The 26,398-nt window shown below is 56.5% G+C and carries 22 protein-coding genes, 1 tRNA gene and 2 pseudogenes; 19 read left to right on the top strand and 6 right to left on the bottom strand.

Features of this window, described 5'->3' with window-relative positions; genetic code table 11:
* Nucleotides 1–53 precede the first annotated feature (53 nt).
* Nucleotides 54–2,438 (top strand): transglycosylase domain-containing protein, encoded by a 2,385-nt coding sequence (locus ABMV07_RS01400; RefSeq protein ID WP_197695469.1) that lies wholly within the window; start codon nt 54–56, stop codon nt 2,436–2,438.
* A 4-nt stretch (nt 2,439–2,442) separates the two neighbouring features.
* On the opposite strand, the gene ABMV07_RS01395 is transcribed toward ABMV07_RS01400, so the two are convergent.
* Nucleotides 2,443–2,907 (bottom strand): GatB/YqeY domain-containing protein, encoded by a 465-nt coding sequence (locus tag ABMV07_RS01395; RefSeq protein WP_088268001.1) that lies wholly within the window; start codon nt 2,905–2,907, stop codon nt 2,443–2,445.
* A 36-nt stretch (nt 2,908–2,943) separates the two neighbouring features.
* Between ABMV07_RS01395 and ABMV07_RS01390 the strand changes: the two genes are divergently transcribed.
* From ABMV07_RS01390 to ABMV07_RS01380, 3 genes are all read left to right on the top strand, one after another.
* The gene (locus ABMV07_RS01390) at nt 2,944–3,849 is read left to right on the top strand and encodes a metallophosphoesterase (protein WP_088268002.1); all 906 of its coding nucleotides are present in this window, start codon (nt 2,944–2,946) and stop codon (nt 3,847–3,849) included.
* Nucleotides 3,850–3,922: 73 nt separating this feature from the next.
* Nucleotides 3,923–3,999 (top strand) — tRNA-Pro (locus ABMV07_RS01385).
* Between the two features lie 205 nt (nt 4,000–4,204).
* Nucleotides 4,205–5,095 (top strand): DUF559 domain-containing protein, encoded by an 891-nt coding sequence (locus tag ABMV07_RS01380; RefSeq protein ID WP_197692467.1) that lies wholly within the window; start codon nt 4,205–4,207, stop codon nt 5,093–5,095.
* A gap of 68 nt (nt 5,096–5,163) precedes the next feature.
* On the opposite strand, the gene ABMV07_RS01375 is transcribed toward ABMV07_RS01380, so the two are convergent.
* The gene (locus tag ABMV07_RS01375) at nt 5,164–6,561 is read right to left on the bottom strand and encodes a hypothetical protein (RefSeq protein ID WP_088268004.1); all 1,398 of its coding nucleotides are present in this window, start codon (nt 6,559–6,561) and stop codon (nt 5,164–5,166) included.
* A 169-nt stretch (nt 6,562–6,730) separates the two neighbouring features.
* Here ABMV07_RS01375 and ABMV07_RS01370 point away from each other — a divergent pair, with 169 nt between their 5' ends.
* From ABMV07_RS01370 to ABMV07_RS01315, 12 genes and pseudogenes are all read left to right on the top strand, one after another.
* Nucleotides 6,731–9,643: a DUF4040 family protein gene (locus tag ABMV07_RS01370; RefSeq protein ID WP_374064825.1), complete on the top strand. Its 2,913-nt coding sequence runs from the start codon at nt 6,731–6,733 to the stop codon at nt 9,641–9,643.
* A gap of 3 nt (nt 9,644–9,646) precedes the next feature.
* Nucleotides 9,647–10,072: a cation:proton antiporter subunit C gene (locus tag ABMV07_RS01365; protein ID WP_003850403.1), complete on the top strand. Its 426-nt coding sequence runs from the start codon at nt 9,647–9,649 to the stop codon at nt 10,070–10,072.
* On the top strand, nt 10,072–11,595 hold the full coding sequence (locus ABMV07_RS01360) for a monovalent cation/H+ antiporter subunit D family protein (RefSeq protein WP_088268006.1): 1,524 nt from the start codon (nt 10,072–10,074) through the stop codon (nt 11,593–11,595). The genes ABMV07_RS01365 and ABMV07_RS01360 overlap by 1 nt, the downstream gene beginning before the upstream one ends.
* 2 nt (nt 11,596–11,597) lie before the next feature.
* Nucleotides 11,598–11,975, top strand: coding sequence for a monovalent cation/H+ antiporter subunit E (locus ABMV07_RS01355; protein ID WP_088268007.1), 378 nt, complete (start codon nt 11,598–11,600; stop codon nt 11,973–11,975).
* On the top strand, nt 11,975–12,241 hold the full coding sequence (locus tag ABMV07_RS01350; protein WP_088268008.1) for a cation:proton antiporter: 267 nt from the start codon (nt 11,975–11,977) through the stop codon (nt 12,239–12,241). Before ABMV07_RS01355 ends, ABMV07_RS01350 begins: the two co-directional genes overlap by 1 nt.
* Nucleotides 12,241–12,543: a Na+/H+ antiporter subunit G gene (locus ABMV07_RS01345; protein ID WP_088268009.1), complete on the top strand. Its 303-nt coding sequence runs from the start codon at nt 12,241–12,243 to the stop codon at nt 12,541–12,543. Before ABMV07_RS01350 ends, ABMV07_RS01345 begins: the two co-directional genes overlap by 1 nt.
* A gap of 155 nt (nt 12,544–12,698) precedes the next feature.
* Nucleotides 12,699–13,484, top strand: a complete 786-nt coding sequence (locus tag ABMV07_RS01340; protein ID WP_197689769.1) for a sensor histidine kinase KdpD — start codon at nt 12,699–12,701, stop codon at nt 13,482–13,484.
* Entirely contained in the window at nt 13,477–14,178 is a 702-nt protein-coding gene (locus tag ABMV07_RS01335) for a response regulator transcription factor (RefSeq protein ID WP_196977727.1), read from the top strand. Before ABMV07_RS01340 ends, ABMV07_RS01335 begins: the two co-directional genes overlap by 8 nt.
* 128 nt (nt 14,179–14,306) lie before the next feature.
* Nucleotides 14,307–15,677, top strand: a complete 1,371-nt coding sequence (locus ABMV07_RS01330; RefSeq protein ID WP_197691939.1) for an MFS transporter — start codon at nt 14,307–14,309, stop codon at nt 15,675–15,677.
* A 47-nt stretch (nt 15,678–15,724) separates the two neighbouring features.
* The gene (locus tag ABMV07_RS01325) at nt 15,725–16,726 is read left to right on the top strand and encodes an extracellular solute-binding protein (protein ID WP_088268013.1); all 1,002 of its coding nucleotides are present in this window, start codon (nt 15,725–15,727) and stop codon (nt 16,724–16,726) included.
* A complete protein-coding gene (locus tag ABMV07_RS01320; RefSeq protein ID WP_196977726.1) occupies nt 16,723–18,276 on the top strand; it encodes an ABC transporter permease subunit in 1,554 nt (517 codons plus the stop codon). The genes ABMV07_RS01325 and ABMV07_RS01320 overlap by 4 nt, the downstream gene beginning before the upstream one ends.
* 71 nt (nt 18,277–18,347) lie before the next feature.
* Nucleotides 18,348–18,767, top strand: a pseudogene (locus tag ABMV07_RS01315) (ATP-binding cassette domain-containing protein); the annotation flags it as partial.
* Here the strand turns inward: ABMV07_RS01315 and ABMV07_RS01310 are convergent.
* Nucleotides 18,758–20,107, bottom strand: coding sequence for an IS256-like element IS1132 family transposase (locus ABMV07_RS01310; RefSeq protein WP_374063848.1), 1,350 nt, complete (start codon nt 20,105–20,107; stop codon nt 18,758–18,760). The pseudogene ABMV07_RS01315 and the gene ABMV07_RS01310 sit on opposite strands and share 10 nt — an antisense overlap.
* A 47-nt stretch (nt 20,108–20,154) precedes the next feature.
* Here ABMV07_RS01310 and ABMV07_RS01305 point away from each other — a divergent pair.
* A pseudogene (locus ABMV07_RS01305) lies at nt 20,155–20,775 on the top strand (TOBE domain-containing protein); the annotation flags it as partial.
* Here the strand turns inward: ABMV07_RS01305 and ABMV07_RS01300 are convergent.
* A complete protein-coding gene (locus ABMV07_RS01300) occupies nt 20,765–22,303 on the bottom strand; it encodes a catalase (RefSeq protein ID WP_088268016.1) in 1,539 nt (512 codons plus the stop codon). The pseudogene ABMV07_RS01305 and the gene ABMV07_RS01300 overlap by 11 nt on opposite strands.
* Nucleotides 22,304–22,436: 133 nt before the next feature.
* On the opposite strand from ABMV07_RS01300, the gene ABMV07_RS01295 reads away from it, so the two are divergent.
* A complete protein-coding gene (locus ABMV07_RS01295) occupies nt 22,437–22,997 on the top strand; it encodes an RNA polymerase sigma factor (RefSeq protein WP_196977736.1) in 561 nt (186 codons plus the stop codon).
* Between the two features lie 6 nt (nt 22,998–23,003).
* Here the strand turns inward: ABMV07_RS01295 and ABMV07_RS01290 are convergent, their stop codons facing one another.
* Both ABMV07_RS01290 and ABMV07_RS01285 read right to left on the bottom strand, forming a co-directional pair.
* Complete coding sequence (locus tag ABMV07_RS01290; protein WP_085691265.1) at nt 23,004–24,035, bottom strand: aspartate-semialdehyde dehydrogenase; 1,032 nt, start codon at nt 24,033–24,035, stop codon at nt 23,004–23,006.
* Between the two features lie 49 nt (nt 24,036–24,084).
* Nucleotides 24,085–25,350: an aspartate kinase gene (locus ABMV07_RS01285; RefSeq protein WP_003850379.1), complete on the bottom strand. Its 1,266-nt coding sequence runs from the start codon at nt 25,348–25,350 to the stop codon at nt 24,085–24,087.
* 211 nt (nt 25,351–25,561) lie between these two features.
* Here ABMV07_RS01285 and ABMV07_RS01280 point away from each other — a divergent pair, with 211 nt between their 5' ends.
* Entirely contained in the window at nt 25,562–26,398 is an 837-nt protein-coding gene (locus ABMV07_RS01280; RefSeq protein ID WP_088268017.1) for a DMT family transporter, read from the top strand.

Below are 26,398 nucleotides of genomic sequence, written 5' to 3'. Positions count from 1 at the left end.
GAGTTTCCCACTTCCCCCCACGGGCAGTACTTAGCTAAGGTAAGGGAGTGTCAATGTGGAATTCCTTGAAAGATATCGTCCTAGCAACGGTTGCCGGCGGCGTGGTATGTGCACTCGCGCTCACCCCTGTGGCCGCTATTGCTGGCGTGGCCGTCGACCGTACAAACGACACGATGCAGTCCAACCTCCAAGACCTCACGGATGGTTCTGCACCTGGCGTTTCTACGATTTTGGACAACCGCAACAACCCCATCGCATGGGTGTATAAGCAGCGCAGGTTCGAAATCCCATCCGAAGCCATCCCGCAGTCCATGAAAGACGCCATCGTCTCCATCGAGGATCGCCGCTTCTACGAGCACAAAGGTGTGGATATTCAGGGCAACCTCCGCGCCATTGTGACCAATATCTTCGCCGGTGGCGTCGCACAGGGTGCCTCCACCATCGACCAGCAGTACGTGAAGAACTTCCTCCTCTTGGTCAAGTCCGACAATCCCGAGGAGCAGGCAGCCGCAACGGAAACGTCGATTCCCCGCAAGCTGCGCGAAATGCGCATGGCTAGCACCATCGATTCCACATTAAGCAAAGACGACATCCTCACCCGCTACCTCAACCTCGTCCACCTCGGCAACGGTGCCTTCGGCGTCGAGGCCGCAGCCCGAACCTACTTTGGCAAAGGTGCACCAGAGCTCAGCCTTGCACAGTCGGCCATGTTCGCAGGCATTGTGCAGTCCTCGTCCTACTTGGATCCCTACACCAACCCCGACGCGGTGATGGATCGACGCAACGTAGTGCTCGATACTATGGTGGCCAACGGCTACGCCACCCCCGAGGACGTCGCAGCGGCCAAAGCTGAACCCCTCGGCGTGCTCGAGCAGCCACAGGGACTACCCGATGGCTGCATCACTGCTGGTGACAACGGATTCTTCTGCGACTACGTGCTGAAATACCTCAGCGAAAAAGGCTTGAGCACCGACCAGCTCACCCAAGGGTCCTACACCATCAACACCACGTTGGATCCCGACGTACAGCAGGCCGCGCACGCCGCCGCAGCAGGTCAGGTCAATTCGCACACCTTCGGTGTTGCCAATGTGATGAACATTGTCGAGCCTGGAAAAAACAGTCGTAAGATCCTCGCGATGACGTCGTCACGCGACTACGGTCTCGACCTCGACGCCGGCCAAACCGTCCTTCCGCAACCCACCTCCCTGGTAGGCAACGGTGCTGGCTCAGTGTTCAAGATCTTTACCGCCGCGGTCGCCCTCCAACAGGGCTACGGTCTGGACACCCAACTCCAAGTTCCACCACGCTACGAGGCCAAAGGCATGGGCGACGGCGGTGCCGAGGGCTGCGGCGCCGGCACCTACTGTGTAGAAAACTCCGGCAGCTACGCACCACAAATGTCGCTACGCGACGCCCTCGCGTTCTCCCCGAACACACCATTCGTGCAAATGATTGAGAAAGTCGGTGTTAAAGACGTAGTAGACACCTCCGTCAAACTCGGACTACGCAGCTACGCCAACCCCGGTACCTTCAACGAAGACAACTCGATCGCCGACTACGTCAAAGAACACAACCTCGGCTCCTATACTCTCGGCCCCACCGCCGTAAACCCCCTCGAACTGTCCAACGTTGCTGCCTCTCTCGCCTCCGACGGCATGTGGTGCGAACCAAGCCCCATTACCACCGTTACCGACGCCAAAGGCAACGAGGTATTCCTCGACCGCCCAGCCTGCGAACAAGCCGTCGACCCAGAAATCGCCCAAGCACTCGGCGCAGGTCTAAGCCAAGACATCATCAAGGGTACCGGTGCAGAAGCTGCCAAATCCCTAGGATTTAGCGCCCCAACAGCAGCGAAAACCGGCACCACCGAATCGCACTCCTCTGCCGCCTTCCTCGGATTTAACTCCAACTTCGCTGCAGCGTCCTACATCTACAACGACGGCACCACCGTCACCCCACTGTGCACCTCCCCTGTCGTACAGTGCGGCGACGGCACCCTCTTCGGTGGCGACGAGCCCGCACGCACATGGTTCACCGCAGCACAAAACTCCGGCCTCGCTGCCAGCGGAAACCTGCCAAGCTACGACCCCAAGTTCAACCGAGGTGTCTCGGGATCCTTCGGCACCGCCTATATCGGCCGCGAGGGCGAATCAGTGCGTAAAGAACTCAGCGCCAAAGGCTATAAAGTCACCATGACCTCCGCCCCAGGAGACGGCATCCCCAAAGGCTCCGTGGTCAACGTGATCGCCCCCGTCCCCCTCAAACCAGGCGGCACGATCGAACTTTTCATTTCCGACGGCACCCGCCCACGTATCACGCCCCCCTCAACAACTCGACGCCCCAACCCCACCGAGGAGGTCGTCCCAGGAACCGGGGTGAGCCAGAACGACCTTGACGATCTAGCTCACCAGCTCCAACAGCTCCTGCCTGGTTTCTAGCAGATTAGGCAAGCGCCGCACGAACAGCGGTGGATAGGCGCTTGCCATCGGCACGACCTGCAGCCTGCGCAGTAGCCAGCTTCATAACCTGGCCCATCTGCTTCATGGAAACATCCTCACCGAGCTCTGCCTTTACCTGAGCAACGGCCTCGGCAACCAGCGTCGCCAACTCGTCGTCGTCAAGCTGCTGTGGCTGGTACTCAGCCAAAATGTTCGCCTCATTCGTCTCAGCGTCCGCCAACTCCGAACGCCCAGCCTCCGCATACACCTCCGCAGACTCACGACGCTTCTTAATCTCGCGAGCAATAACCTTGAGCACATCCTCATCAGTCAGCTCATGCTTAGAACCAGACGTCTCCTCCGTCTGAATCGCAGCCAACAACATACGCAACGTACCCGTGCGCTCCTTCTCACGAGCCTTCATAGCCGTGGTCAGATCCGCCCTAATTTTGTTTTTCAATTCGCTCATGGTTGCCCAGCCTACTCGGAAGGTAGAGTGATATGGGTGCGACTTTTAAAAACACTGCTAGGACTCACCGCAGCTACCGCCGCCACCGGAGCAGCAACGCTTGCGTGGGGCTACCGCGAATGCTCCAACTTTGAACTCAAAACCATCGATCTGCCCATCTTGGAACCAGGAATCCTGCGCGGCAACCCCCACTTCAGCATCCTGCACATCTCCGACCTGCACATGGTGCCCAACCAAACAGCCAAGCAACGCTGGGTCGCACAACTCGACAAGCTCAACCCCGACCTAGTGGTCAACACCGGCGACAACCTTAGCGACGCCAAAGCCGTCCCCGCTGTCATGCAAGCACTCTCACCACTGCTCAAACGGCCAGGAGTGTTCGTCTTTGGCACCAACGACTACTTTGCACCCCGTATAGTCAACCCATTCGTCTACCTCCTCGGCAAAAAACGCACCCCAAGCCGCGTAGAACTCCCATGGAAAGGCATGCGCGCAGCGTTCATCGAACACGGCTGGCGCGACGCTAACCAACAGCGCCACGAATTCAAAGTGGACTTCCTACGCCTAGCCATCACGGGTGTCGACGACCCCCACCACGACCTCGACGACTACGACGACATCGCCGGTGCACCCAACCCCGACGCAGATCTCAGCATCGCGCTCACCCACTCCCCTGAACCACGCGTGTTAAAGAAGTTTGAGCAAGACGGATACATGCTCTCGCTATCTGGCCACACCCACGGCGGCCAGATCTGCCTACCTGGTTCACGAGCCCTCGTCACCAACTGCGGTATCGACCGCCCGCGTGTCCAAGGACTCCACCGCTTTGGTTCCATGTGGATGCACGTTTCCAATGGGCTGGGAACCTCCAAGTTTGCTCCAGTGCGGATTTTCTGCAAGCCATCAGCCACCCTGATCCGTGTGACAGAAAGAACTCTATAACCCCTGTTCACTAGGGCTTTTGAACTTGCTGTGCCAAAGGACTACAGTTGGTCAAAGACACGCCAAGTGTCCTCGGGATATGGCGCAGCTTGGTAGCGCGCCTCGTTCGGGACGAGGAGGTCGCAGGTTCAAATCCTGTTATCCCGACCAACTAAATTAACCGGTGTTCTCAGTTAAGAGCACCGGTTAATTCGTCTTTCTATATCCCGCAAACCGCCTCTTCGAACTCAAGAACACAAAAACCGCAAGACGGCTAGTCCGCCCCGTCGACACCCACCTTGGGTTTTCGAACTCTTGAGTTCGAGGTCGCGAATTTATGGTGGCAAAAACACCAGTCTGCCATTAGCGTGTAGGTATGAACGTCTGGGGGGACAAAATTCGAGTAATCGATACGCTGCGTATGTCTCATAGCGAGTACGCGCAATGGATCACGAATCAACAACATAAACACTTCAATATTCATGCTGAACTTTGGGCAGTTTTGGAAGAATGGGAAGCCCTCAACCCGTGGACTCGCGATTGGGCGCGGATTCTGGCCGTTGGCAAGCGAGCACGTACTGGTGTGATTTGCGGCCGGTCTGCAGTCCGCCTGTGGGGACTAGGAATTCTAGGATATGAAGAACCCGTGGTCGTGGTGCTACCAGGTACAAAAGCTGCTCCACGCAACACAAAGAGGTGGATTCATTACCGCTCTGCGCGAATCCCGTCAAACAAAATCACGGAGCATAAGGGGATTCGCTTCACCACAATGGAACGCTCAATTGGAGATCTCTGCCGATGGGGAACATTCGCAGAGGGGCTTGTCGCTGTGGAATCCTATTTGCGTCAAGAGGATGCTCAGCCGTTTTTGTTGGAACAGGAGTTAGAAGAGTTTGGACGAATTCCAGGGGTGCGTAAGTTCCGTCGGGTATTACAAGTGGCTGATTCCAAGTCGGAAAGTGTCGCCGAGTCGTGGGCAAAAGCGCAGCTCATCGAAGCGAATATTGTATTCGAGCAGCAAGTGCAGATCAATAATCGTCGTGCCGACTTTCTCGTCGAAAGAGTTGTCGTAGAAATCGATGGAGACATCAAGTTCCACGACGACGAACCGAGGGCAGTGCTCAAGGAGCGAAAACGCGACCGCGAACTTCAAAATACCGGCTATGTGGTGGCGCATTTTGACTGGGAGTCACTGAACTCGGGGACTTTCATCCCCTCGCTTCTCCGCCTCCTCGAATCCACGAACACAAAAACCCAAGGACGCTGATCTCACCCACGTCAGCGCTTCCTTGGGTTTTCGAACTCTTGAGTTCGAGGTCGCAAAAAGTTACAAAGTTACTCCGCCGTTGGCAGCGTTTGCTCCTCTTTTTTGCGCAGAATCATCACGCCGGCCGCCGCACACACTGCGCAGGCTGCGGTCACACCCACGCCGAGTGCTGTGGTCGTGGTATCGCCAGCGTTACCGATGGAGCTGAGCGCCAAGGTGGGATAGTGCAGCGGCATGAAGTTGACCAGTGCTTTTGCGGCGCTGCTCAAGGCAGAGTTGGCGGCGGAGTTCCATACGAAACCAACGACTGCGACTTGGGCAATGGTCACAAGGGCGCTGAGGCCACGGCCGGTGCGCTCCCCGAAGATTCTGACCAAAAGGGTGCCGAGCAGTGCTGCTCCGGCAACGGCGAGGGCGCTGACACCGGCGGCTGCGGCAGCCACTCCTGCGGTGATTTCGGTTCCTAGTAGGTAGACCAGTCCGCCGCCGAGCAGTGTGAGGGTGATAAAGGCGATGGTTCCCCAGATGCGGTCGCGAAGGTAGGCGGTGGCTGCGAGCATGAGTCCTGCTGCGATCAGGAATGCGTACAGGGGCGCAAGTGTGCGGGTGACGCCTTGTTCTTGTGCTTCGGGGGTGCCGGCTTTGGTGATGGGGAGTGCACGTTGGATGTTGCCTACGCGGGTTTGGTTTTCTTTGGCCATGACGTCGATTTTTTTGGCGCCGTTGTCGAGGTCGCGGACACCGGTCAGTGCTTGGTCTACGCCGCCGGAGAGGTCGTTGAGTCCTGCTGAGAGGTCTTTTGAGCCTTTGGTGGCGGAGTAGATTCCGTCGTGGAAGCCGTAGCCTGGTACTGCTAGTTGGTTGGCGAGTTCGCGGGAGCCGTCGCGAAGCTTGTTCATTTGGCTGGTGATGTTGTCGTCGACTTTGAAGGTTTCTACTTGGCGTTTGAAGTCTTCGAGGTCGGGTTTGACGTCGGCGAGTTTGGGGTCGCTCATGGCGAGGTTGATGGCGGTGAGTAGTTGTCCGCGGATGACTTCGACGTTTTGGAATTGTCCCACTGCTTGGTCGATGCCGTTGGCGATTTCGGTGGCGCCGTTGCCCATTTGTCCGGTGGCTGCTTGGAGTTTGACCATGCCGTCGGCGAGTTGAGCTGCGCCGTTTTGGGCGGCTTTGGTGCCGTCGACAAGCTGGGTGGTGCCGTTGTTGAGGGCTTTGGTGCCGTCGACAAGCTGGGTAGTGCCGTTTTTCAGGAGGCTGGCTTGGGAGCCTGCTTCGCCGGCTGCGCGCCGGATGCCGACGAGTGAGGGATCCTCTTGGACTGCGGGTGCTCCTTGTTGGGTTTCTTGTGCTGCGGACCATGTGGCCGCGGGGTCTACATTTTGTGTGGTCGCGTAGACGGTGCCGGCAATGAGCGGCACGAAAAACAGGGCTCCTGCGAGGGCTCGTCGGACAATTTTTCGGCTCATAGTTGTCCAACTTAATTAATAGGAATAGGTCTGTGGTTTTTGACTCACCGAAAAGCCGGTCAAAGTTTTTCGACCATTAAGTTCACGCTCAACACTGGTAACGTTGGAACCGTTGACTATCTTTAGTCAGAACTGTATGTTTCCCCGAATCCTTGGGTGTGAGTAATCTGTGACCCTGATAATTGTTCTCGCGCTGGCGGCCTGTGCGGTTGCGCTTGCGCCTGTTACAGTTCGGATTTGCGACCGAAAGGCGGGGTGGCCTCTGGCGGCCTTGTTTGTGGTCGCCGCCGTTCTGCTGTGTAAAGAGCTGCCTGGCATCATCGCCGGAACTCCTTTGACGTTGGAATATACGTGGGTTCCGGATTTTGTGGGCGATGGCATTGATGTGTCGTTCGCATTGCGTGCCGACGCCCTCAGCTCGTTCTTTGCACTGTTGGCTCTGGGCATCGGCTCTGTCGTTTTTGCCTATTCCGCTTCTTATCTGCACAACAATGCGGGCAATACGAGCTTTTACACGATTATGACGGCGTTTATGGCGTCGATTCTGTTGCTCGTTTTTGCTAATGATGCTGTGCTGCTGTTTATCGCGTGGGAGCTGGTGTCTCTTGCGTCGTTTATGTTGATCGCTCGTTCGGGCGGCAAGGGCGGTGAGCTGGGTTCGCAGCGCACGTTAATCTTAACGTTCATTGGTGGCCTGACGTTGCTGGTTGCTATGGCAATTACGTCGAATCAGGCTGGCAGCACCAATATTGATGCGATTATCCATGCTGATTTCTGGGCGGAAAAGCCTGCGTTGACTGGCGTGGTTGCTGTGTTGGTGGCAGTGTCTGCGTTTACTAAGTCGGCGCAGTTCCCGTTCCATTTCTGGCTTCCGGAGGCAATGGCTGCTGCTACCCCGGTGTCGGCGTTCTTGCACGCGGCTGCTGTGGTGAAGGCTGGTATTTATGTGCTGTTGCGTTTCAGCGCGGTGTTTAGCGATGTTGCGGTGTGGAACTGGTTGCTCATTGTGGTGGGTATGTTCACTGCTGTGATGGCGTCGTTCTTTGCTATCCAGAAGACGGATATGAAGAAGCTCACGGCGTATTCGACGGTGTCGCATTTGGGTTGGATTGTGGCCACTATTGGTGTGGGTACTCCGTTCGCGTTGGCGGCTGCTGTGGTGCATACGTTGGCGCATGCGTTGTTTAAGTCGTCGTTGTTCATGCTGGTTGGCGTGGTGGATCATCAGGCTGGTACGCGTGATTTGACTCGTTTGGGTTCGTCGTGGCGCCAGTTGCCGTTTACGTTTAGTGCGATGGCGATTGCTGCGGCTTCTATGGCTGCGGTTCCTCCGTTGTTTGGTTTTGTTTCGAAGGAGGGCATACTGGAGGCGTTCTTGCATGCTCCGATTGGTAACGCTGGCGTTGTGGTCTTGATGGTCGCTGCGGGTGTGGGCGCGTTGTTTACGTTTACGTATTCGGTGCGTTTGGTGGTCGATGGCTTTATCGACGGTTCCCGTGAGATGTCGGGTTGCAAGGAGGCTCCGGTGTCGTTGTGGCTGCCGGCTGCGCTTCCTGGTGTGTTGTCTATTCCGGCTGCGTTGTTTGTGAGCCGGTTGGATGCTCCAGTTTCTGCTGCGGTGAGTGAGGTTGCGGAGGATCCGCATATTCATTTGGCGATTTGGCATGGGGTGACCATTCCGTTTGTTATCTCGATGTTGGTGTTGGTTTTTGGTGTGCTTGGCGTGGTCAAGCGTCAGTGGATTTGGGATTCGTTGGCGGATCGTAAGCTTGCACCGCGTAGTGGTAATGAGTTGTTGAACTTGTCGGTTCGTGGCATTGCTTCATTTGGTCGTTGTGTGGGTTCGATGGCGGATTCGCTGAGCCCGACGCGTCACTTGGCGTACATGTTTATGTTGCTGGTGGTTCTGGGCGGCACGGTGACGATCAAGGGTGTTGCTTCTGGCGGTATTGATGGGGTGCCGTTGGCACCGCGTATCGACGGAGCCGATCAGTGGGCTGATGCGTTGCCGTTGGCCATTATTGTTTTGGCTGCAGCGTTGTTGCTGCGTACGACGCGTCGTTTGACTGCGGTGATCATGATTGGTGTGGTCGGCGTTGGTGTGACTGTTCAGATGTTGATGTTGGGTTCGCCTGATGTGGCTTTGACGCAGTTCATGGTGGAGGCGTTGACGGTGGTCATCATGATGATGGTGATTCGTCAGCAGCCGGATAATTTCCACCCGAGCAAGGGGCATCGTAAGGCTTTTGCTGCGGTGATGGCGGTGGCTGTCGGCGTTGTGACGTTCTTGATGTGCTGGTTCGTTTTGGGTCGCCGTGAGCGCCCTGAGCTGGCGATCTGGTATCTCAACAATGGTCCGGAGATCACTGGCGGCGATAACGTTGTGAACACCATTCTGGTGGAGTTCCGTGCTTTCGATACCATGGGCGAGCTGTCGGTGCTGGGTATGGCCGCTGTGGTGATTGCTGCGGTGGTGACGTCGATGCCGCGTTACCCGTTTGCGCATGGCACCCACCCTGCTCCGTTTGGTTTGTCGCATGTGAACTCAATTCCGTTGCGTCAGCTGCTGCGCGTACTCATACCGATTTTGGGTATTTTGAGCTTTGCTATTTTCATGCGTGGTCACAATGCTCCTGGTGGCGGTTTTATTGCGGCGCTGGTGGCCGGTGGCGCGTTGATGCTCAGCTACCTGTCTCATGCTCGCGACCAGCACATTTTCACTTTTAAGACACCAATTTATCTGACGTCGATTGGTATTATTTTGGCGCTGATTTCTGGTTTCTTGGGCCTTACCCATGGTTCGTTCCTTTACGCTTTGCATGGCCATTGGGCTGGCGAGCACTGGACCACCGCGATGATCTTCGACTTGGGCGTGTACTTGGCGGTGCTGGGCATGCTGTCGATGGCGATTAATGCGCTGGGCAGCTATTTGCGCCCTGGTATGGACTACGAGCGTTTGAACTTTACTCGCGATGAGTCCCCGCTTGTCTCCCCTGCGAAGGTGGTGCCTCAGGCTGACGACGATCTCGACTGGCCTGAAACTAAATCCTCAGCACAAGCCTCGCAGCCGAAGGAGGCCTAAGCTATGATTCTTTCTCTTTCCATCGCAGTTCTTGCCGCTGCCGGCACTTATATGGTGTTGCAGCGCGGCATGTTGCGCATTGTGATCGGCATGACGCTGATTAGCCATGCCGTGAACTTGATCATTTTGAACGCTGGTGTTCCTAAGTGGCGTGGCGAAGCATTCCCCTCCCTTACCGACATCAGCGAATCTTCTGACCCCGTGCCGCAGGCATTCGTGTTGACGGCCATCGTGATCGCTATGGCAACGACCACGTATATGCTCACGCTTTCGGGCTTGGGGCGTTCCGACGACACCCTCGCGGAGGAAGTCGCCGACGAAACCTCACCGCTACAGACTCTCGGCCGTTCGACGACAAATGCGGAAGCCGTGGAGGATCTGGAGCACGCCGCTAAGCGTGCTGCAACCCGCCAGGAGGAGACTCACTAATGGATTTTGTACTTCCACTTTTTGTGGGCCTCCCACTGCTCACGGTGGCGCTCACTGTCATGGCACCGTGGCGTGTTGCACGTGACAGCTTCGCCGTTGTGGTGCCGGTGTTGACGGGTCTAGCTGGTGCGTGGCTGTTTGCTTATACCGCGACGCATGGCACGATTGCGCACTCGATTGGTTTGTACGTCGGTGGCGTGGCTATCCCCTTTGTGGCGGATCAGTTCAGTGCCATCATGATTGTTACCACTTCGATCGTGGCGTTTGCCTCCAACTGGTTCGCGGTGGTTGTGGGTGAGACTCGTGCTCGCTTCTATGCTCCGCTGTCGCTGATGTTGTTGACCGGTGTGATGGGCGCTTTGCTCACCGCTGATCTGTTTAACTTTTTCGTGTTCATTGAGGTCATGCTGTTGCCTTCTTATGGCTTGATGGCTATGACGGGCACGTGGGCACGTCTGTCGGCAGGCCGGACGTTCGTACTGGTCAATTTGGCTACGTCGACAATTCTGGTCATGGCGGTGTCGGTGCTGTACGGCACTGTGGGTGCTGTGAACATTGCGGCACTTGCGGGGGCAGCTCGCGGCAATGGTCCGGTGTCTGTGGTGATGGGCATTGTGGTCATCGCGCTGATTGTCAAAGCCGGTGTGTTCCCTGTTCACACGTGGTTGCCGCGTTCGTACCCTGCGACGTCGGCAAGCGTGATGGGACTGTTTTCTGGCCTGCACACGAAAGTAGCCGTGTACATGCTGTTCCGCATCTACGTGGTGATCTTCGACCTCGAACAGCGCTGGATCTGGCTGATCACCGTCATCTGTATTCTGTCCATGCTGGTCGGTGCTTTTGCTGGCTTGGCTGAAAACTCGATGCGTCGCGTTCTGGCCTACCAGATGGTCAACGGCATGCCGTTCATCTTGGTCATGCTGGCATTTACCTCTGGTAACGAGCAGGCTGCTTTGGCTGCGGGTATCTTCTACGCCCTGCACCACATGATCACTGTTGGTTCGTTGATTTTGAGTGCCGGCGCTATCGAAGAAACCTACGGCACTGACCTGCTCTCCAAGCTCACGGGTATTGCCCGGCGCGATCCCTGGGTTGCTGCTGTGTTCGTGGTCGGTGCGTTCTCCGTGGTTGGTTTCCCACCATTTTCTGGCCTGTGGGGCAAGGTGTTCATCGTGGTCGGTGTGGCTCATCAGGCTACGTGGCAGGCGTGGTTGGTGATCGCTGTGATTGTGATTGCTAGCTTTGGTGCCTTCTTGTCCATGCTGCGGTTGTGGCGCGAGGTGTTCTGGGGTGCGGTGATGAACCATGATCGCGTCCCTGAGACTATGCGGGTGCCGTGGCATCGCTTGGCCCCTGCGGCGATGTTGGCGGTCACGTCGTTAGCTATGTTCGTGTTCGCGGGTCCTTTGGTAGGTGCTACTCGTGCGGCTGCTGATGACTTGTTGAATGTGCCGGCCTATACCCAGGCGGTCTTGGGGGATAACCCCATTGGCCTTGCCACTGATCTTCAGGGAGGCAAATAATTATGCATGCTCCGTTGTATGTTGTGTGGCTGATCGGGCAGATCTTTGTTGCCACTGGTGTGCTGATTAAAGACATGTTTCATGGGTATAAGAGCATGGAACCGTGCGTGGTGTATTACCCGCTGCGGGTGACTAAGGAGTGGCAGATCACGGCGCTTGCTGCGTCGATTACGATTACGCCTGGCACTATGTCGATTGGTCTGCGTGAAGACGGCACCTTGTTGGTGCACGCCGTGTATGGCCATAATCCTGCGGATGTATTGGCGGATATCGCCACAATGGAGGAGCATTTGGCGCCTTCGGTAAAGGACATTCCTCATAAGGTGACCAATGTTCGTATTGAGCACCCTGCACATCTTGCTATCCGGAAGGAGCAGTAATGCTTGAGATTTCGATTTATATCGGCTTGGCGCTTACTGCTGCGTCGCTGTTATCTGCCATTGTGTTGATGCTCAAGACCAAAGATGAGCTCACTCGCGCTGTTATTTCCGATATGTGCTTTTATGGCATGATCGCGTTCTACTTGATTTGGTCGCTGCGTAACCCTACTTCCATTGCGTACGAGGTTGTGTTGCTTGCTGGTCTTGTGGGCGGCGCATTGCCGACGATATCCGTTGCGCGCATTATTTCGAAAGGACGCCGCTAATGTTGTACGAATCCATTGCTTCTGTCCTGATTATCATCGCGGGACTGCTGTTCGTGGTCAGTGCCACCGCCTTGTGGCACGCCCCCGACGCATTAACGAGGGCTAATCTTCTTGGCCCAGCCACGAGCGTGGCTCTTCCTTTGATCGTGGTTGCTACCTTGTTGCACGATATTGGTGCTGGCAGCTTTGAGATCAACCACTTGGTGCGTGCGATCGTGGCGATCGTGGCGTTGTGGGTGGTGTTGGCGGTTGCGAGCTTTGTGATGGGCCGTGCTTTGCATGAGGTTTCCCAGGAGTCATAGGTAGCGGGCCGGCAGTGGGCCCTTCGTGAGTAATTTTTGTACCCTAAGTCTGCAGAACCGCAGGATGTCCTTTCAAAAATCGGCCTTAGGGTACAAAAATTGCTCATTTCCTTTAACCAGAACATTTCGGGTGGGCCACGGTAGTGTTATCTAGTATGTTTGCTGCTCTGGTTCTCACTGCGTGTGGGTCTGCGTGTGCTGCGTCGTTGGTTACGGCTGCGGTGGTGCGCCGGCGCGGCTGCGATCAGGGGTCGACGATAACGGATGAACAGATTTTGGCTCATGAGATTCGCACGCCGTTGTCGTTGATTAAGGGGGCTGCGGAGTTGCTGGACCAAGAGTCGGATCCGCACAAGTGTGAGCGGCTCGTGGCTACTATTGGGGCAAATTCGACGCGTGCGATTGAGGTGGCGGAGTCGTTTTTGTTGCAGGCAAAGCTCAATAGTGGTTCCGTGAAGTTGCAGGTGTCGCCGTGCGATGTGCGGGGGTTGGTGCGTAGTACGGCGCAGGAGCTGCGGGCGATGAGCGAGGTTCCGATTGTGGTGGATGACCCTGGCGATCCGTTGGTGATTGATGGGGATGCGCAGTTGTTGCGTCATGCGTTGTGGAATGTGTTGAATAATGCGGCACGTTATGCGGGCTCGGATAGCGATATTGTGGTGGGGGTTGAGGAGAGCGCTACTGGAGCGATTGTGACTGTGGCGGATTATGGGCCGGGGATGACGGCGCGCCAGCGTCGGGATATGTTTGTGCCCTTTGCCCAGTTCGGCCAAGCCCATACACAGACCCAGAGCACAACTGGCGTTCCGTCTGGTGCGGGGTTGGGGATGGCGATTACGCAGAAGATTGTGCAGTTGCATCGTGGTTCGGTGTTGGTGGATTCTATTGCGAATCATGGAACTTCGGTGTTGATTACTCTTCCTAGGACTTACTATGCATAAGCTTCGTGTTCTTGTTGTTGATGATGAGCCTCAGATGGTTCAGATCATCTCTTATGCTTTGGAGTTGGAGGGTTGGGAGGTGTTGTCGGCTTCCTCGGCGCAAAAGGGGTGGCAGTTGCTTAGCGAGTATCGGTGTGATCTGGTGATTTTGGATGTGATGCTTCCTGATGCTTCTGGTTATGCGTTGTGTGAGCGGATTCGTGCTGCTGGGGATGTTGCTGCGACCCCGGTGATTATGTTGACCGCGCTTGGTGATACGGATAATCGGGTGGAGGGTCTTGAGGCGGGGGCTGACGATTATGTGGCTAAGCCGTTTTCGCCGAAGGAGTTGGTGCTGCGGGCTCAGGCTGTGGTGCGTCGTTGTGGTGGTGTGGTGCAGTCGGAGTCGCGTGAGATTGTTGTGGGTGAGGTGTCGGTGAATCCGGCGACGCATGCGGTGGTGATTGGTGGCCGTAGGGTGGATACGACTGCTACTGAGGGGAAGTTGTTGCAGGCGTTGGTGTCACACCCGAATGAGGTGGTGAGTGTGAAGCGTTTGTTGAATGAGGTGTGGGATACGACGGCGACTCAGGGTGGTCGAAATATGGTGAAGTCGACGGCGTATCGCTTGCGTAAGAAGTTGGAAAATGCGGGTTTACCTGCGGATTCTATCCTTGCAGTACGGGGTCAGGGGTACGTCTTTCAGTACGAGTGATTCCCCTCAGTTGTGGTTGGTAACAGCACTGTTACCAACTGTTACCACTACGGCCACTATAGTTACCGAGCAGAGAGCACAATCGCAATTAGTTGATAAAAGTGATTGCGCACAAAGGAGTGCCTCGTATGTTTGCTTGGTTGCAAGCCCCCGGCCCTGCTACCCCGCTGCCGGCGGAGCAGGTGGATCGCACCTACCCACGGATGCGCCTGCAGGTGTTCATGGGTATTTTCTTGGGCTATGCGGGTTTTTATTTGATTCGTAACAATATTTCGGCGATTGCCCCGCTGCTCATTGATGAAAACGGTGCGATTGATAAGCCGGCAATCGGCATCATTGGTAACGCCGTGTTGGTCAGCTATGGTCTGTCTAAGTTCTTCAGTGCCATGGTGTCAGATCGTTCTAATGCTCGCTATTTCTTGCCACTGGGTTTGGCGCTGTCGGCGCTGATGAACTTAGTGGTTGCATTTGTGCCGTGGGTTTCGGCCAGTGTAGGCGTGTTCGCTACGGTGATGTTCCTCAATGGCTGGTTCCAGGGCATGGGTTATCCTCCTTGTGGCCGTATTGTGGTGCAGTGGTTCTCTACCAGTGAGCGTGGTTGGAAGGGTTCGTTGTGGAACACTTCTCACAACTTGGGCGCTTTTGGTTTGCCGGTGCTGGTCGGTATTGGTTTGAGCATGACGGGCCAGAACTGGCGTGCTGCTTATTGGCTTCCTGCGTTGGTTGCGTTGTTGGTTGCGTTGGTTGCGTTCTTGCTTATTCGTGATAATCCTCAGTCTGTTGGTTTGCCGCCTATCGACGACTACCGCAACGATCCTGCGAAGGTTGCCGAGGATACTGGCGAGAAGATTTCGACGAAGGATTTGGTGCTCAAGCATATTTTGCACAGCCGCATCATTATGTTGTTGGCCATTGCGAATGTGTTTGTTTATGCCTTGCGTTATGGTGTTTTGCACTGGATTACCACGTACTTGTCTGAGCAGCACCATATGAGCATTGGTAGCGGTCTGATTGGTTTCGCAGCTTTCGAATTGGCTGGCTTTATTGGCACAGTTCTGTGCGGCTGGCTGTCGGACAATGTATTTAAGGGCAATCGTTCTGCCGCTATTTCGCTGTTCACGTTGGGCGCTGGTTTGTCTATCGCTGCATACTGGCTGGCTCCTGTGGGTACACCGTTCTGGCTGATGGTTATGTTCGTTGCCTTTATTGGTGGCTTTATCTATGGTCCTGTTGGCTTGATTGGTTTGCAGGCTTTGGATCTTTCACCTCGGAATGTGGCCGGTACCGCGGCTGGTTTCACAGGCTTGTTCGGTTACCTGTTGGGTGCAACTTTGGCTTCGACTGGTGTGGGCTTCTTGGTTAAGTTCGCTGGTTGGAATGTTACGTTCATTGTGTTCTTGGCCTTTACGGTTTTGATTCTGGTTATTTTCCAGGTGATCTGGCGTGAGGAGAAGAAGTTGATGCATGAGCGTGCTGTGAAGCTTGAGCAGGGTGTTTAGTTCCTGACTAGGAGAAGCGCTGGGCGTGGACGCGAAGGAGAACCATAGTGTTATCAAAATGGTTACGGTTGCTTGCCGTCTGCGTGGTGGCGATGGTGTCGGTGGCTACGGTGTATCGGACGTTGTTTCCGGCGAAGACTGCTGTGACTATCATGTGTTCGAATGATGTGACGGTGTGTGAGCAGTGGAAGCGTGATATTGCTCGTGAGTTGGGGTTGAATGTTCGGTATGTGAGTTTGCCTACGCAGGAGGCGTTGAAGCGGCTGCGTACGGGTTCTCATGAGTTTGATGTGTGGGTGGGTGGCCCTTCGGAGAATTATCGGTTGGCTGCGCGTTTGGGGTTGTTGCAGGCAGTGGATTTGCCGGCGGCGGATGCGATTCCGGGGCCGTTTAAGGATCCGCAGAATCGGTGGTTTGGGGTGTATGCGTCGGTGTTAAGTGTGTGTAGTGATCGTGATGCTTTGGAGGGGTTGGGGGTGCCGGTTCCGCGTACGTGGGCGGATGTGATGCGCCCTGAGCTGCGGGGTTGGGTGTCGGCTCCGTCGCCGGTGTCGTCTGGTACGGGGTATGCGATGTTGTTGAGTATGCAGGCTGCGGGGTTGTCGCGGGATGAGATTGCGGCGATTGTGGGGAATGTGGATCGTTTTACGCGTTCGGGTAATGCGCCTAGTGATGTGGTGGCGCATGGTGAGGCTGCGGTGGCGATTTCTTATGAGCCGTATTGTCAGAATAAGACGACGCGTTCGGGTCGGGATGTGGAGATTTCCTATCCTGCGGAGGGTACATCGTTTGAGATTGCTTCTGGCGGTGTGGTGGCGCAGGGGCATAATAAGTCGGCAGCGTATGAGGTGATGAATTGGCTGTTGTCGCCGTCGGGGCAGACGTCGGCGCGGCGGATGGGGTTGCCGCAGATCCCCACAAGCGATTTAGTTGTGGGCAATATTTCTACGCGGTTGAAGGATTCGCATGGCATTGTTGCGGTGGATCCGGCGATTGCCGATTCCGAGCGTGAGCAGTGGATGAGTTGGTTTTCGGAGCAGCGCGCATGAGAACTGGGTTGTGGATTTTTTCGGTGGTGGTAATCGCCGCGGTGGCGGTGGGCCTTCCTTACGCCATGTTATTGAGAACGGCAGGCGCGGGCACTGCGTCGATAACACCGATCATCCTCAGCAGTGCGATTGCATTGTGTACAACTCTATTGGCGGTGGGTATCGGCACGGTAGGTGCGTTGGCGGCGGCTCAATTTTCTCGTACGGCGGTACTGGCACTCGACGTCATACTCTTGTTCCAGCTCACCATCCCGCATTTTGTTATCGGCGCTGGTTGGAAAACTATTATGGGCCGTACGGGCATTCACGTGTGCTCGCAGTGTAATTTTTCGGGCCTGCTACCGTTGCTGTTCACTTTCACGGTGGCTTTTACTCCGCTGGCGTATTTTGTGCAGCGCACGGCGTTGCGCTCGGTGTCGTCGCGCGAGGTTGATGCTGCTCGGGTGGCGGGTTTGCACGGGTGGGCGTTGTTTCGCGCGGTGTATCAACCGCGTTTGGTGTTGTTTGCCCCTGCGTTGGGTGTGTTTATTTTTAGTGCGGCGTTGTCTGATCCGGTTACACCGAATGTGATGGCGCCGCGGGCGTCATTAGCGGCAACTCGGGTGTGGTTCCAGGGCGATCAGGCATGGACTGCGCTGATGTTGACGTTGCCGGTGGCGTTTGCGGTTATCGTGGCGGGGTTGTTGTATGTGCGGTTGTTGCGCAGTAATCCGGCGTTGGTGGAGTTGCTTCGTTTTTCTGGCGATGTTTCTGGTCAGCCGCACCGCGCGGTGGGTGCGCAGGTGCGTGCTCCGCAGGCGTTGTTGTATCTGTTGGGCGCGGTGTCAGGTTTGTTTGTGCTGGTGGCGGCCTTTCGTGGTTTTGTGCGTGGTTCTGATACTCCGATGGGTAATGCGTTGGTGAACACGGTGGGGTTGGCTTTTTTGGTGTTGTTGTGTTCGTTGTTGTTGTCGGCGGTGGCGTTGGGGGCGCGGCGTTCGTGTGGTCTGCGATGGGGTTGGTTGGGCCGGCGTGGTGTTGATGCTGTGTTTGCGTTGTTGGCGTTGTTGCCGGGGGCTGCGATTGGTTGTGGTTTGCGGATTGCGTCGAATCATCCGGGAGTGCATGGGCCGTGGGCGTCGTTAAGCTTGGTGTTGTTGGCGTGTTTGCCGAGTTCGCTGGCTATGACGTATTTTTTGATGGTTTATATTGGGCCGTTGATGTCACGTTCGGAGTATATGGTGTCTCTGTTGCAGGGTGTTGGCCCGTTGCGGGCAGTGGCGTCGATTGTGTTGCCGCGTTCAACGAATGTGGTGATTTTGGGCTTTTTGATGGTTTTTTCTAATGCGTCGGTGTTGGCGGTGCCGTTGTTGTGGGTGAGTTCGCCGGATACTCCCCTTCTTATGTTGCGGCTTTTCACGCTTCTCGACGCCGCCAATTACCCCGCGGCGTTGTATATCAGTATGACGGTGTCCCTTTTTATTGTGTCTTTGGCCGGCGCTATCGTTGTGAGTATTAATGGCGCGGGGCTGGGTGCTTTTGCGAGGAAGCAGGTAACGCCATGGCGTTAGTACATATTCAGAATCTCAGTGTGACAAGTCGCGGGGCTCGGCTTTTAGACGATGTTTGTTTGGACGCGGATCCTGGCGAACTCATTGTGGTTCTTGGGCGTTCCGGCGCTGGTAAGTCCACGCTGTTGCGGGCGTTGGCGGGGTTGATCCCTGCTACAGGTATTGTGGAGGTTGATGGTGAGTCGTTGGCGGGGCGTCCGCCACATCAGCGTCCGATTGCGATGATGATGGATCAGCCTTCGTTGTTTCCGCATATGACGGTGGAGGATAATATTCGCTTTGCGGGGGATGCTGGGGCTCATGTTGCGATGTTGAGCCTGGGTATTGACCATTTGGCGTTGCGTTATCCGCATCAGTTGTCGACTGGTCAGCAGCAAAAGGTTGCTCTTGCTCGCGCGTTGATTAAGCAGCCAACCGTGATGTTTTTCGACGAGCCGCTAGCGCAGAGAGTGTCCGATTGTTTGTGTGCGGGGGGCTTGGTTTACAAGTAGTCCGCGAATCGGTCGGGGTAAGCCACGGCTAGTTGGTTGATGGCTTGTTTCCACCCGGTGGCTTTCGCTCCTTCAATATAGCCGTTGCATTCGATGGCGCGCTTCGCTTTCTTCGCTCGCTGGGCAGCGCGCTTGTCCTCGATGTTGCAGATCATCAGCCACAGCGTTTTCAGCGCCGCGGTATCGTTCGGGAACTGGCCGCGGTTGCGGGTGGCTTTCCGCAGCTCAGCATTCAGCGATTCGATCGAATTCGTGGTGTAGAGTACCCGCCGTGCCGCAGGCGGGAACTGCAAAAATGGCACAAACCGGTCCCAGGCGTCGCGCCAGACTTTGACCGATTGCGGGTATTTACGGCCCAGTTCACTGGCCTCGAATGCGTCCAGGGCGGCGCGGGCGGTGTCCTCGGTCGGTGCGGTGTAGACCTCCCGTAGCGCACTTGATACGGGTTTGCGGTCTTGGTAGGACACCCACCTGTTGGCCGCCCGGATCAGGTGCACGATACAGGTCTGCACCATGGAATTCGGCCAGGTTGCCTCCACGGCTTCCGGCAGGCCTTTGAGCCCGTCGCAGCAGACGATGAACACGTCTTGGACCCCACGGTTGGCAAGGTCAGCGCACACGGATGCCCAAAAACTGGCGCCTTCATTGTCTGCGATCCACAATCCCAGGATGTGCTTGATGCCGTCCATGTCGACGCCTACCGCCATGTAGCAAGACTTGTTGACCACGCGGTGGCCATCGCGGATCTTCACTCGCAGCGCGTCGAGGAAGATCACTGGGTAGAACTCGTCGAGCTGGCGGTTTTGCCAGATCATGACCTCTTCTAACACCGCGTCGGTAATGGTGCTGATCGTATCTGGGCTCATATCCACCCCGAGGGTGGTGGCGAGGTGGTGGCAAATATCGCGCACGGTCATCCCACCGGCGTACAGGGAGATGATCATGTCATCAAGCTCCGTCAGACGGCGGGTGCCTTTAGGCAGCATCCGCGGCGTAAACGTGCCAGCTCGATCCCGGGGCATAGTCACATCAAAGGTGCCGTAGCCAGAGTTGACGGTTTTGGTGTACGACCCGTTGCGGTGATTGCCACCATCCGGGGTGCCCAGCTGGGCTTTCGCCGTACGATCAGAGTGCGCGTATCCTAGATGCGCGTCCATTTCAGCCTGCAGACCAGCGTTGATCGATGCCTGCAAAAGACCTTTGACCAGGTCGCTGGCATCATCGGTGGAAGTCGACAACTCGCCGATCAGTTCGGCGATTTCCGGATTTTCCATCAGCTTAGCGCTGATCTCGTTGACCCTGTTCGGGTCATGACCTTTCCTCGGTGACACGGTAGTCATTATCAGTGAAACTCCTTCTGGATCAGAGCCTCACACACAAAACACCTGACACCCTCCTAGCGCACGTGGATACGTATTCTTCTGAGCAGCTAAAAAGCCAGATTTTGCGGACGCACCGCCGGCTGGGGTGTACCACGTTTTATGTCACTCATGACATTAACGAGGCTTTTTCTATTGCCGACCGCATAATCTTCCTCTCCCAAGGGCGGATCATTCAGGATGCTTCGCCTCAGGATATGCGCGAGCAACCGGCGTGTTTAGATATTGCTCGCCACCTTGGTGCGTCGATTTTTGTGCCTACGACGGGCACTGTTGTCCACTCCCCTTTCGGTACCGCTACTGCGACGGTGACTGCTTTGGGCACGAACATGGAGGTGGAAGCCCACCCAGATCTACGCTCTGGCAACGCGATGGTGGTGGTGGGCTATCCCACGAGCGCCACGGCCACCCCGACTGGCCAGCAGGCCCGTCATTTGATGGGGGCAGCGGGGCAGGTGATCCGCAACATTTATATGGGGGATCATCACGAGGTGGCTATCGAGACGACTCAGGGGCGCATTGTGTTGCATTGTTCACCGGAGGATGAGCTGGCCTTCGCCGCGCTTGGCGACGAAGTACTCATCCACTGCGACCCCGAGAAAATGTGGGTGCTTCCAGCTACTTCTTAGCGGCGAATGCCTCACGGATTTTCGTACCGAGGTTCTCATCTACTTGGGTCCAGTACCAGTAGACACGCTCCTCGGTTTCTGGGGATACTCCAGCCATGGCGTTGGTCACGTTGTCAACGAAGCGTTCTTTGACTGCGTCGTCAAAGACCTCACGGTAGAGGATTCCGGCTTGCATGAAGTCGTCATCGTCTGCGTGCTTGACATAGGCGGCGCGGGTTAGGTCGGTGCCGTGTGGATCTGGATTGACGTAGAGATCCTGTGCCTGACCGTAGGTTACGCCGGAGGACGAGGTTCGGCCGTCGTCGAGGTAGCCTGCACCCTTGCCAAAGCGGTTTGGTGTGTACACCGGCGCGTCCGCTGGGTTGAAGTGGTAGGCCATGGGGCCTTCGTGCTGGTAGGTGTTCACAGGTACCACTGGCTGGTTGATGGGCAGCTGTTGGTAGTTCGGGCCAATGCGGTAGCGTTGTGCATCTGCATAAGCAAAGGCACGGGCCATGAGCATGCGGTCCGGGGAGAGTCCAACGCCTGGTACGAGGTTGGCTGGGTCGAGGGCCAGCTGTTCGATTTGGGCGAAGAAGTTCTGTGGGTTGCGGTTGAGCACGAAGTAGCCGACGTCGATAAGCGGGTAGTCCTTCTGGGACCAGGTCTTGGTCAGGTCGAAGGGGTTCCAGCGGTAGGTTTCGGCCTCGTCGAATGGCATGATCTGGACTTTGACGTCCCAGATGGGGAATTCGCCGCGCTCGATGGCATTGTAGAGGTCTTCGCGCTGGTAGTCGGCGTTCTTGCCGGCCATTTCTTGGGCTTCTGCGTCGGTGAAGGTTTCCCAGCCTTGGCGGGTCTTAAAGTGGTACTTCACCCACACTGGCTGGCCGTCTTCGTTGATCCACTGGTAGGTGTGGGAGCCGAATCCGTCCTGGTGGCGGCTGGTTTTTGGTGTGCCGCGGTCGCCCATGAGGTAGGTGACTTGGTGCGCGGATTCTGGGGTGCGGGTCCAGAAGTCCCATTGCATGTCGGCATCGCGCAGGCCGCTGGAGCCGAGGCGCTTTTGGGAGTGGATGAAGTCGGGAAACTTCATGGCATCGCGGAGGAAGAAGGTTGGGGTGTTGTTTCCTACGATGTCGTAGTTGCCGTCTTGGGTGTAAAAGCGCAGTGCGAATCCGTGTACGTCGCGCCAGGTGTCTGGGGATCCTTTTTCGCCGGCGACGGTGGAAAAGCGCACGGCCATGGGGGTGACTGTGCCTTTTTGGAAGAGCTTGGCCTTGGTGAATTGGGATACGTCTTCGGTGATGTGGAGTTCACCGAATGCGCCGTGGCCTTTGGCGTGTGGGTTGCGCTCTGGGACGCGCTCGCGGTTAAAGTGTGCGAGTTTTTCGATCAGGTGCAGGTCGTTGAGCACGTTGGCGCCTTGTGGGCCTGCGGTGATGGAGATGTTTTCGCTGGCTACTGGCTGTCCACCAACGCGGGTGGTGTGAGGAGCTGCTTCGGTGCGCTCGCCTTTGTTCAGGATTGGATCGACTGGGCTGGTCACAATGTCCCTCCTTAAGGGTTTCCTATCAAATGTGAGTCGATTGATAGTTTACATTGAAAAGCAAATCTTAGCAATAAACTTTTTTTGTTAGGTATTACCTACAACTAAAGGTGGAGTGCTAGAGTTCATGAACATGAAAACCTCCGAGCGTGATGATGATTACGTCACAGCCCTAGCCCTTAAGGCTGGCCGTGGCGATCGCGCCGCTTTGACCGCCTTTATACGCGCCACCCAAACCGACGTATGGCGGCTACTCGCCCACCTCGGAGGTACCGACATCGCCGACGACCTCACCCAAGAGACATACCTACGCGTCATGAGCGCACTCCCCCGCTTCGCGGCCCGCTCCTCCGCACGCACATGGCTACTCTCCCTCGCTCGGCGCGTATGGGTAGACAACATCCGCCACGACATGGCCCGCCCCCGCAAATCCGCCGCTGAGGTGGAGCATTGCGACGGCACCACGTCGAGTCTGTGGGCGGAGTGGGTTGACGTCCGCATGCTTATCGACGCCCTCCCCACGGAGCGTCGAGAAGCCCTCATCCTCACCCAAGTCTTGGGCTTCTCCTACGAAGAGGCCGCTAAAATTGCCGACGTCCGCATTGGCACCATTCGTTCCCGCGTGGCCCGCGCCCGCGCTGATATCGTCGCAGCTGCAGCCACAGAAACCGACACCAACGAGGCAGCGGGCTAACCGCTGTTAGACCAAAAGCTCAGCAATCTGGATGGCGTTGAGTGCAGCGCCCTTGCGTAGGTTGTCACCAGAGACAACAAAGACGAGGCCCTTGTTATCGTCTACGGTCTGATCCTGACGGATACGGCCCACAAGGGAGTTGTCTACACCTGCAGCAGCCAGTGGTGTAGGAACGTCCACAACGTCAACACCAGCAGCCTTTCCGAGCACCTCGCGCGCTTGGTCTGGGGTGATGGCGTTGTTGAACTCAGCGTGCACAACCATGGTGTGACCGGTGAACACAGGCACGCGAACACAAGTACCGGCAACCTTCAGGTCTGGCAGGCCGAGGATCTTGCGGGACTCGTTGCGCAGCTTCTGCTCTTCGTCGGTTTCCTCAGCGCCGTCTTCAACGAGGTTGCCAGCAAATGGCAGGGCATTGAAGGCAATGGGTGCTACGTAAGGGCCCAAATCTTCCGGTGCGAGCAGGGAGCCATCGTGAACGAGCTCTACAGCGCGGTCACCGATCTCAGCAACCTGCTTGATCAGGGTTTCTACACCGGCGAGCCCAGAGCCGGATACCGCTTGGTAGGAGGAGACGTGCAGTTTAGTCACGCCGGCGGCGTCGTGAAGCGCCTTGACCACAGGCATGATTGCCATGGTGGTGCAGTTTGGGTTCGCGATGATGCCCTTGACCACGTCGTTCTTTGCGTCTGGGTTGACCTCAGAAACGATCAGTGGAACCTCGTCGTCTTTGCGCCACGCGGAGGAGTTGTCTACTACGGTTGCGCCCGCTGCGGCGAACAAAGGTGCGTACTGCTTGGAGGTGCCGCCGCCTGCGGAAAACAACGCGATGTCGATACCCGCGAGGCTTTCCTCTGTTTGCAGAGCTAGGTCTTCGACCTCAACCTCTTGCCCCTTGTAGGGCAAGGTAGTTCCGGCGGAACGTGCAGAGGCGAAGAATCGGATGGTGTCCAGTGGGAAGTCACGCTCTTCCAAGATTGAACGCATTACGCGGCCGACTTGGCCGGTGGCCCCGACAACTGCAACAGTGGTCATGGTATCCCCTTCGGATTATCAGTAATAAATATGTGTAGCTTAAATGCAATTAGCGGCCGGTGCCAGCGTAGACAATCGCTTCGGTTTCGCCGCCGAGTTCGAACTTCTCGTGGATGGCACGAGCTGCTACGTCGACATCCGATTCGCGGATCAATACCGAGATGCGGATTTCGGAGGTAGAGATCAACTCGATGTTCACGCCAGCGTCGCGCAGTGCTTCGCAGAATTCTGCGGTGACCCCTGGGTGGGATTTCATACCAGCGCCGACGAGGGAAACCTTGCCGATCTGGTCGTCGTAAAGCACGTTCTGCCAGTCGTTCTTTGTCTGCAGGTTGCGTAGTAGTTCCATGGCGTGGGGGCCGTCGGCACGCGGGCAGGTGAAAGTGATGTCGGTGCGGTTGTCCTCGAGGGAGGAGATGTTTTGCAGCACCGTGTCGATGTTGATTTCGGCGTCGGCAAGCGCGCGGAACACTGTAGATGCGCTGCCTGGGGAATCTGGGATCCCCAGAACCGTGATCTTAGCCTCAGAGTTGTCGGTCGCTACACCAGTTAGTACTGCTTCTTCCACAGGGATATCCTCCATCGAACCGGCGACCAATGTGCCGGGATCATTGCTATAAGACGAACGAACACGCAGCGGCACTCCGAACGCACGGGCGTACTCAACACTGCGCAACACCAAAATCTTGGAACCGCTGGCGGCAAGCTCCAGCATTTCCTCAAAGCACAGCTTTTCCAACTTCTGTGCGTTAGGAACAATGCGGGGGTCGGCTGTGTACACGCCATCCACGTCCGAGTAGATCTCGCACACATCAGCGTTAAGCGCTGCCGCCAACGCCACTGCCGTGGTATCGGAACCGCCACGGCCCAGCGTGGTCACGTCCTTTGACTCACGGTTCACGCCTTGGAATCCGGCGACAAGACAGATCTTGCCCTCGTCCAAGGCTTCACGTACACGCCCTGGGGTGACGTCCACGATGCGCGCGTTTCCGTGGCGCTCCGTAGTGATCACACCAGCTTGTGAACCTGTAAACGACTGCGCTTTCGCCCCGAAGGACTCAATGGCCATGGCCACCAACGCATTCGAGATACGCTCGCCAGCCGTCAACAACATATCCATCTCGCGAGCTGGCGGAACTGGATTCACCTGTGCTGCAAGGTCGAGCAGCTCATCGGTGGTATCCCCCATGGCAGAACACACGACGACCACGTCGTGCCCCTGCTTCTTAGTGGCCACGATCCGTTCAGCGACACGTCGGATTCGTTCCGCGCTTTCTAGCGAAGAACCTCCATATTTCTGTACTACAAGTGCCACGGGGCTACGCCCTTCCCGGAACGCCACAACACTGCGTTAACCAGCGTGCGCGTCCCTCGTTCAAGATCATGAAATTACGAATTTCTATCCTACAGTCAATTTCGAACACTGCATATAATTCCGCACGATATTCGCAGTATTCGGGGGTGAATAGTGCAGAGGGAGCGTCGTAAAGCAATGATGCTGCGCAAACCATATAGGCTAAACCCCGATGTACAGCAATTTCCTCGCCATGGCGTTCGCCCTCGCCTCGGCCCTCACCATCGCATGGGGCACCGTGGTCCGGCACCGCATAGCCGAGGAAACCGACGGCTCTCCCCTCCTCGAAGCGGTCACCCGTTTCCGCTGGTGGGTCGGTAGCCTCACTGCTCTGCTCGGCTACGCGCTCCAGGTGGTGGCTCTCGGTTTTGGCACCCTTTTGGTGGTCCAACCAATCCTTGTACTGTCGCTTATGTTCACGCTTCCGCTGTCCGCGCGTTACGACGGCCGCCGCCCCAGACGCGACGAGATGGGCTGGGCGGGCGCGCTCACCGTGGCCGTTGCCATCCTCGTGGTGTTGGGCAAACCCGCAGCTGGTGACCCCCAGCCCCCTATGGACCGCTGGCTTCTCGCCCTAGGAATCGGCACTGTTATCCTGCTGGCGCTGTGGTTCATCTCCGGTCGCCTTACCCTTAACACTCGCGCCCTTGTTCTAGGCGCTATCACTGGCGGCGTGTACGGCTACGTGGCGGTTCTTTCTAAGGCCACAGTGGACATCATGACGCATAGTGGTATCACCACTCTTGTGTTTTCTTGGCAGGGCTATTCCCTGTTATTTGGTGCGATTTTGGGCACTGTGATCCAGCAATACGCATTTAATGCTGGGCCGCTAAAAAATTCCCTGCCGGCGATGACTATTGTGGAGCCGATTGTGGCTTTTGCTTTGGGCTATGCCGTGTTGGGCGAGCAGTTCCAAGTGTATGGCCTGAACTGGGCGTTTATGGCGGCCGCGTTGGTCACCATGGTGGTGTCTACTTTTGCGTTGTCGTGGCGCGGGGTGGGAAGCTAA

This window comes from Corynebacterium belfantii, from assembly GCF_041898185.1.
GTDB classification, from domain to species: Bacteria; Actinomycetota; Actinomycetes; order Mycobacteriales; family Mycobacteriaceae; genus Corynebacterium; species Corynebacterium belfantii.
Note: the sequence above shows the minus strand (reverse complement) of the source record. Positions and strands in the feature narration are given on the sequence as shown.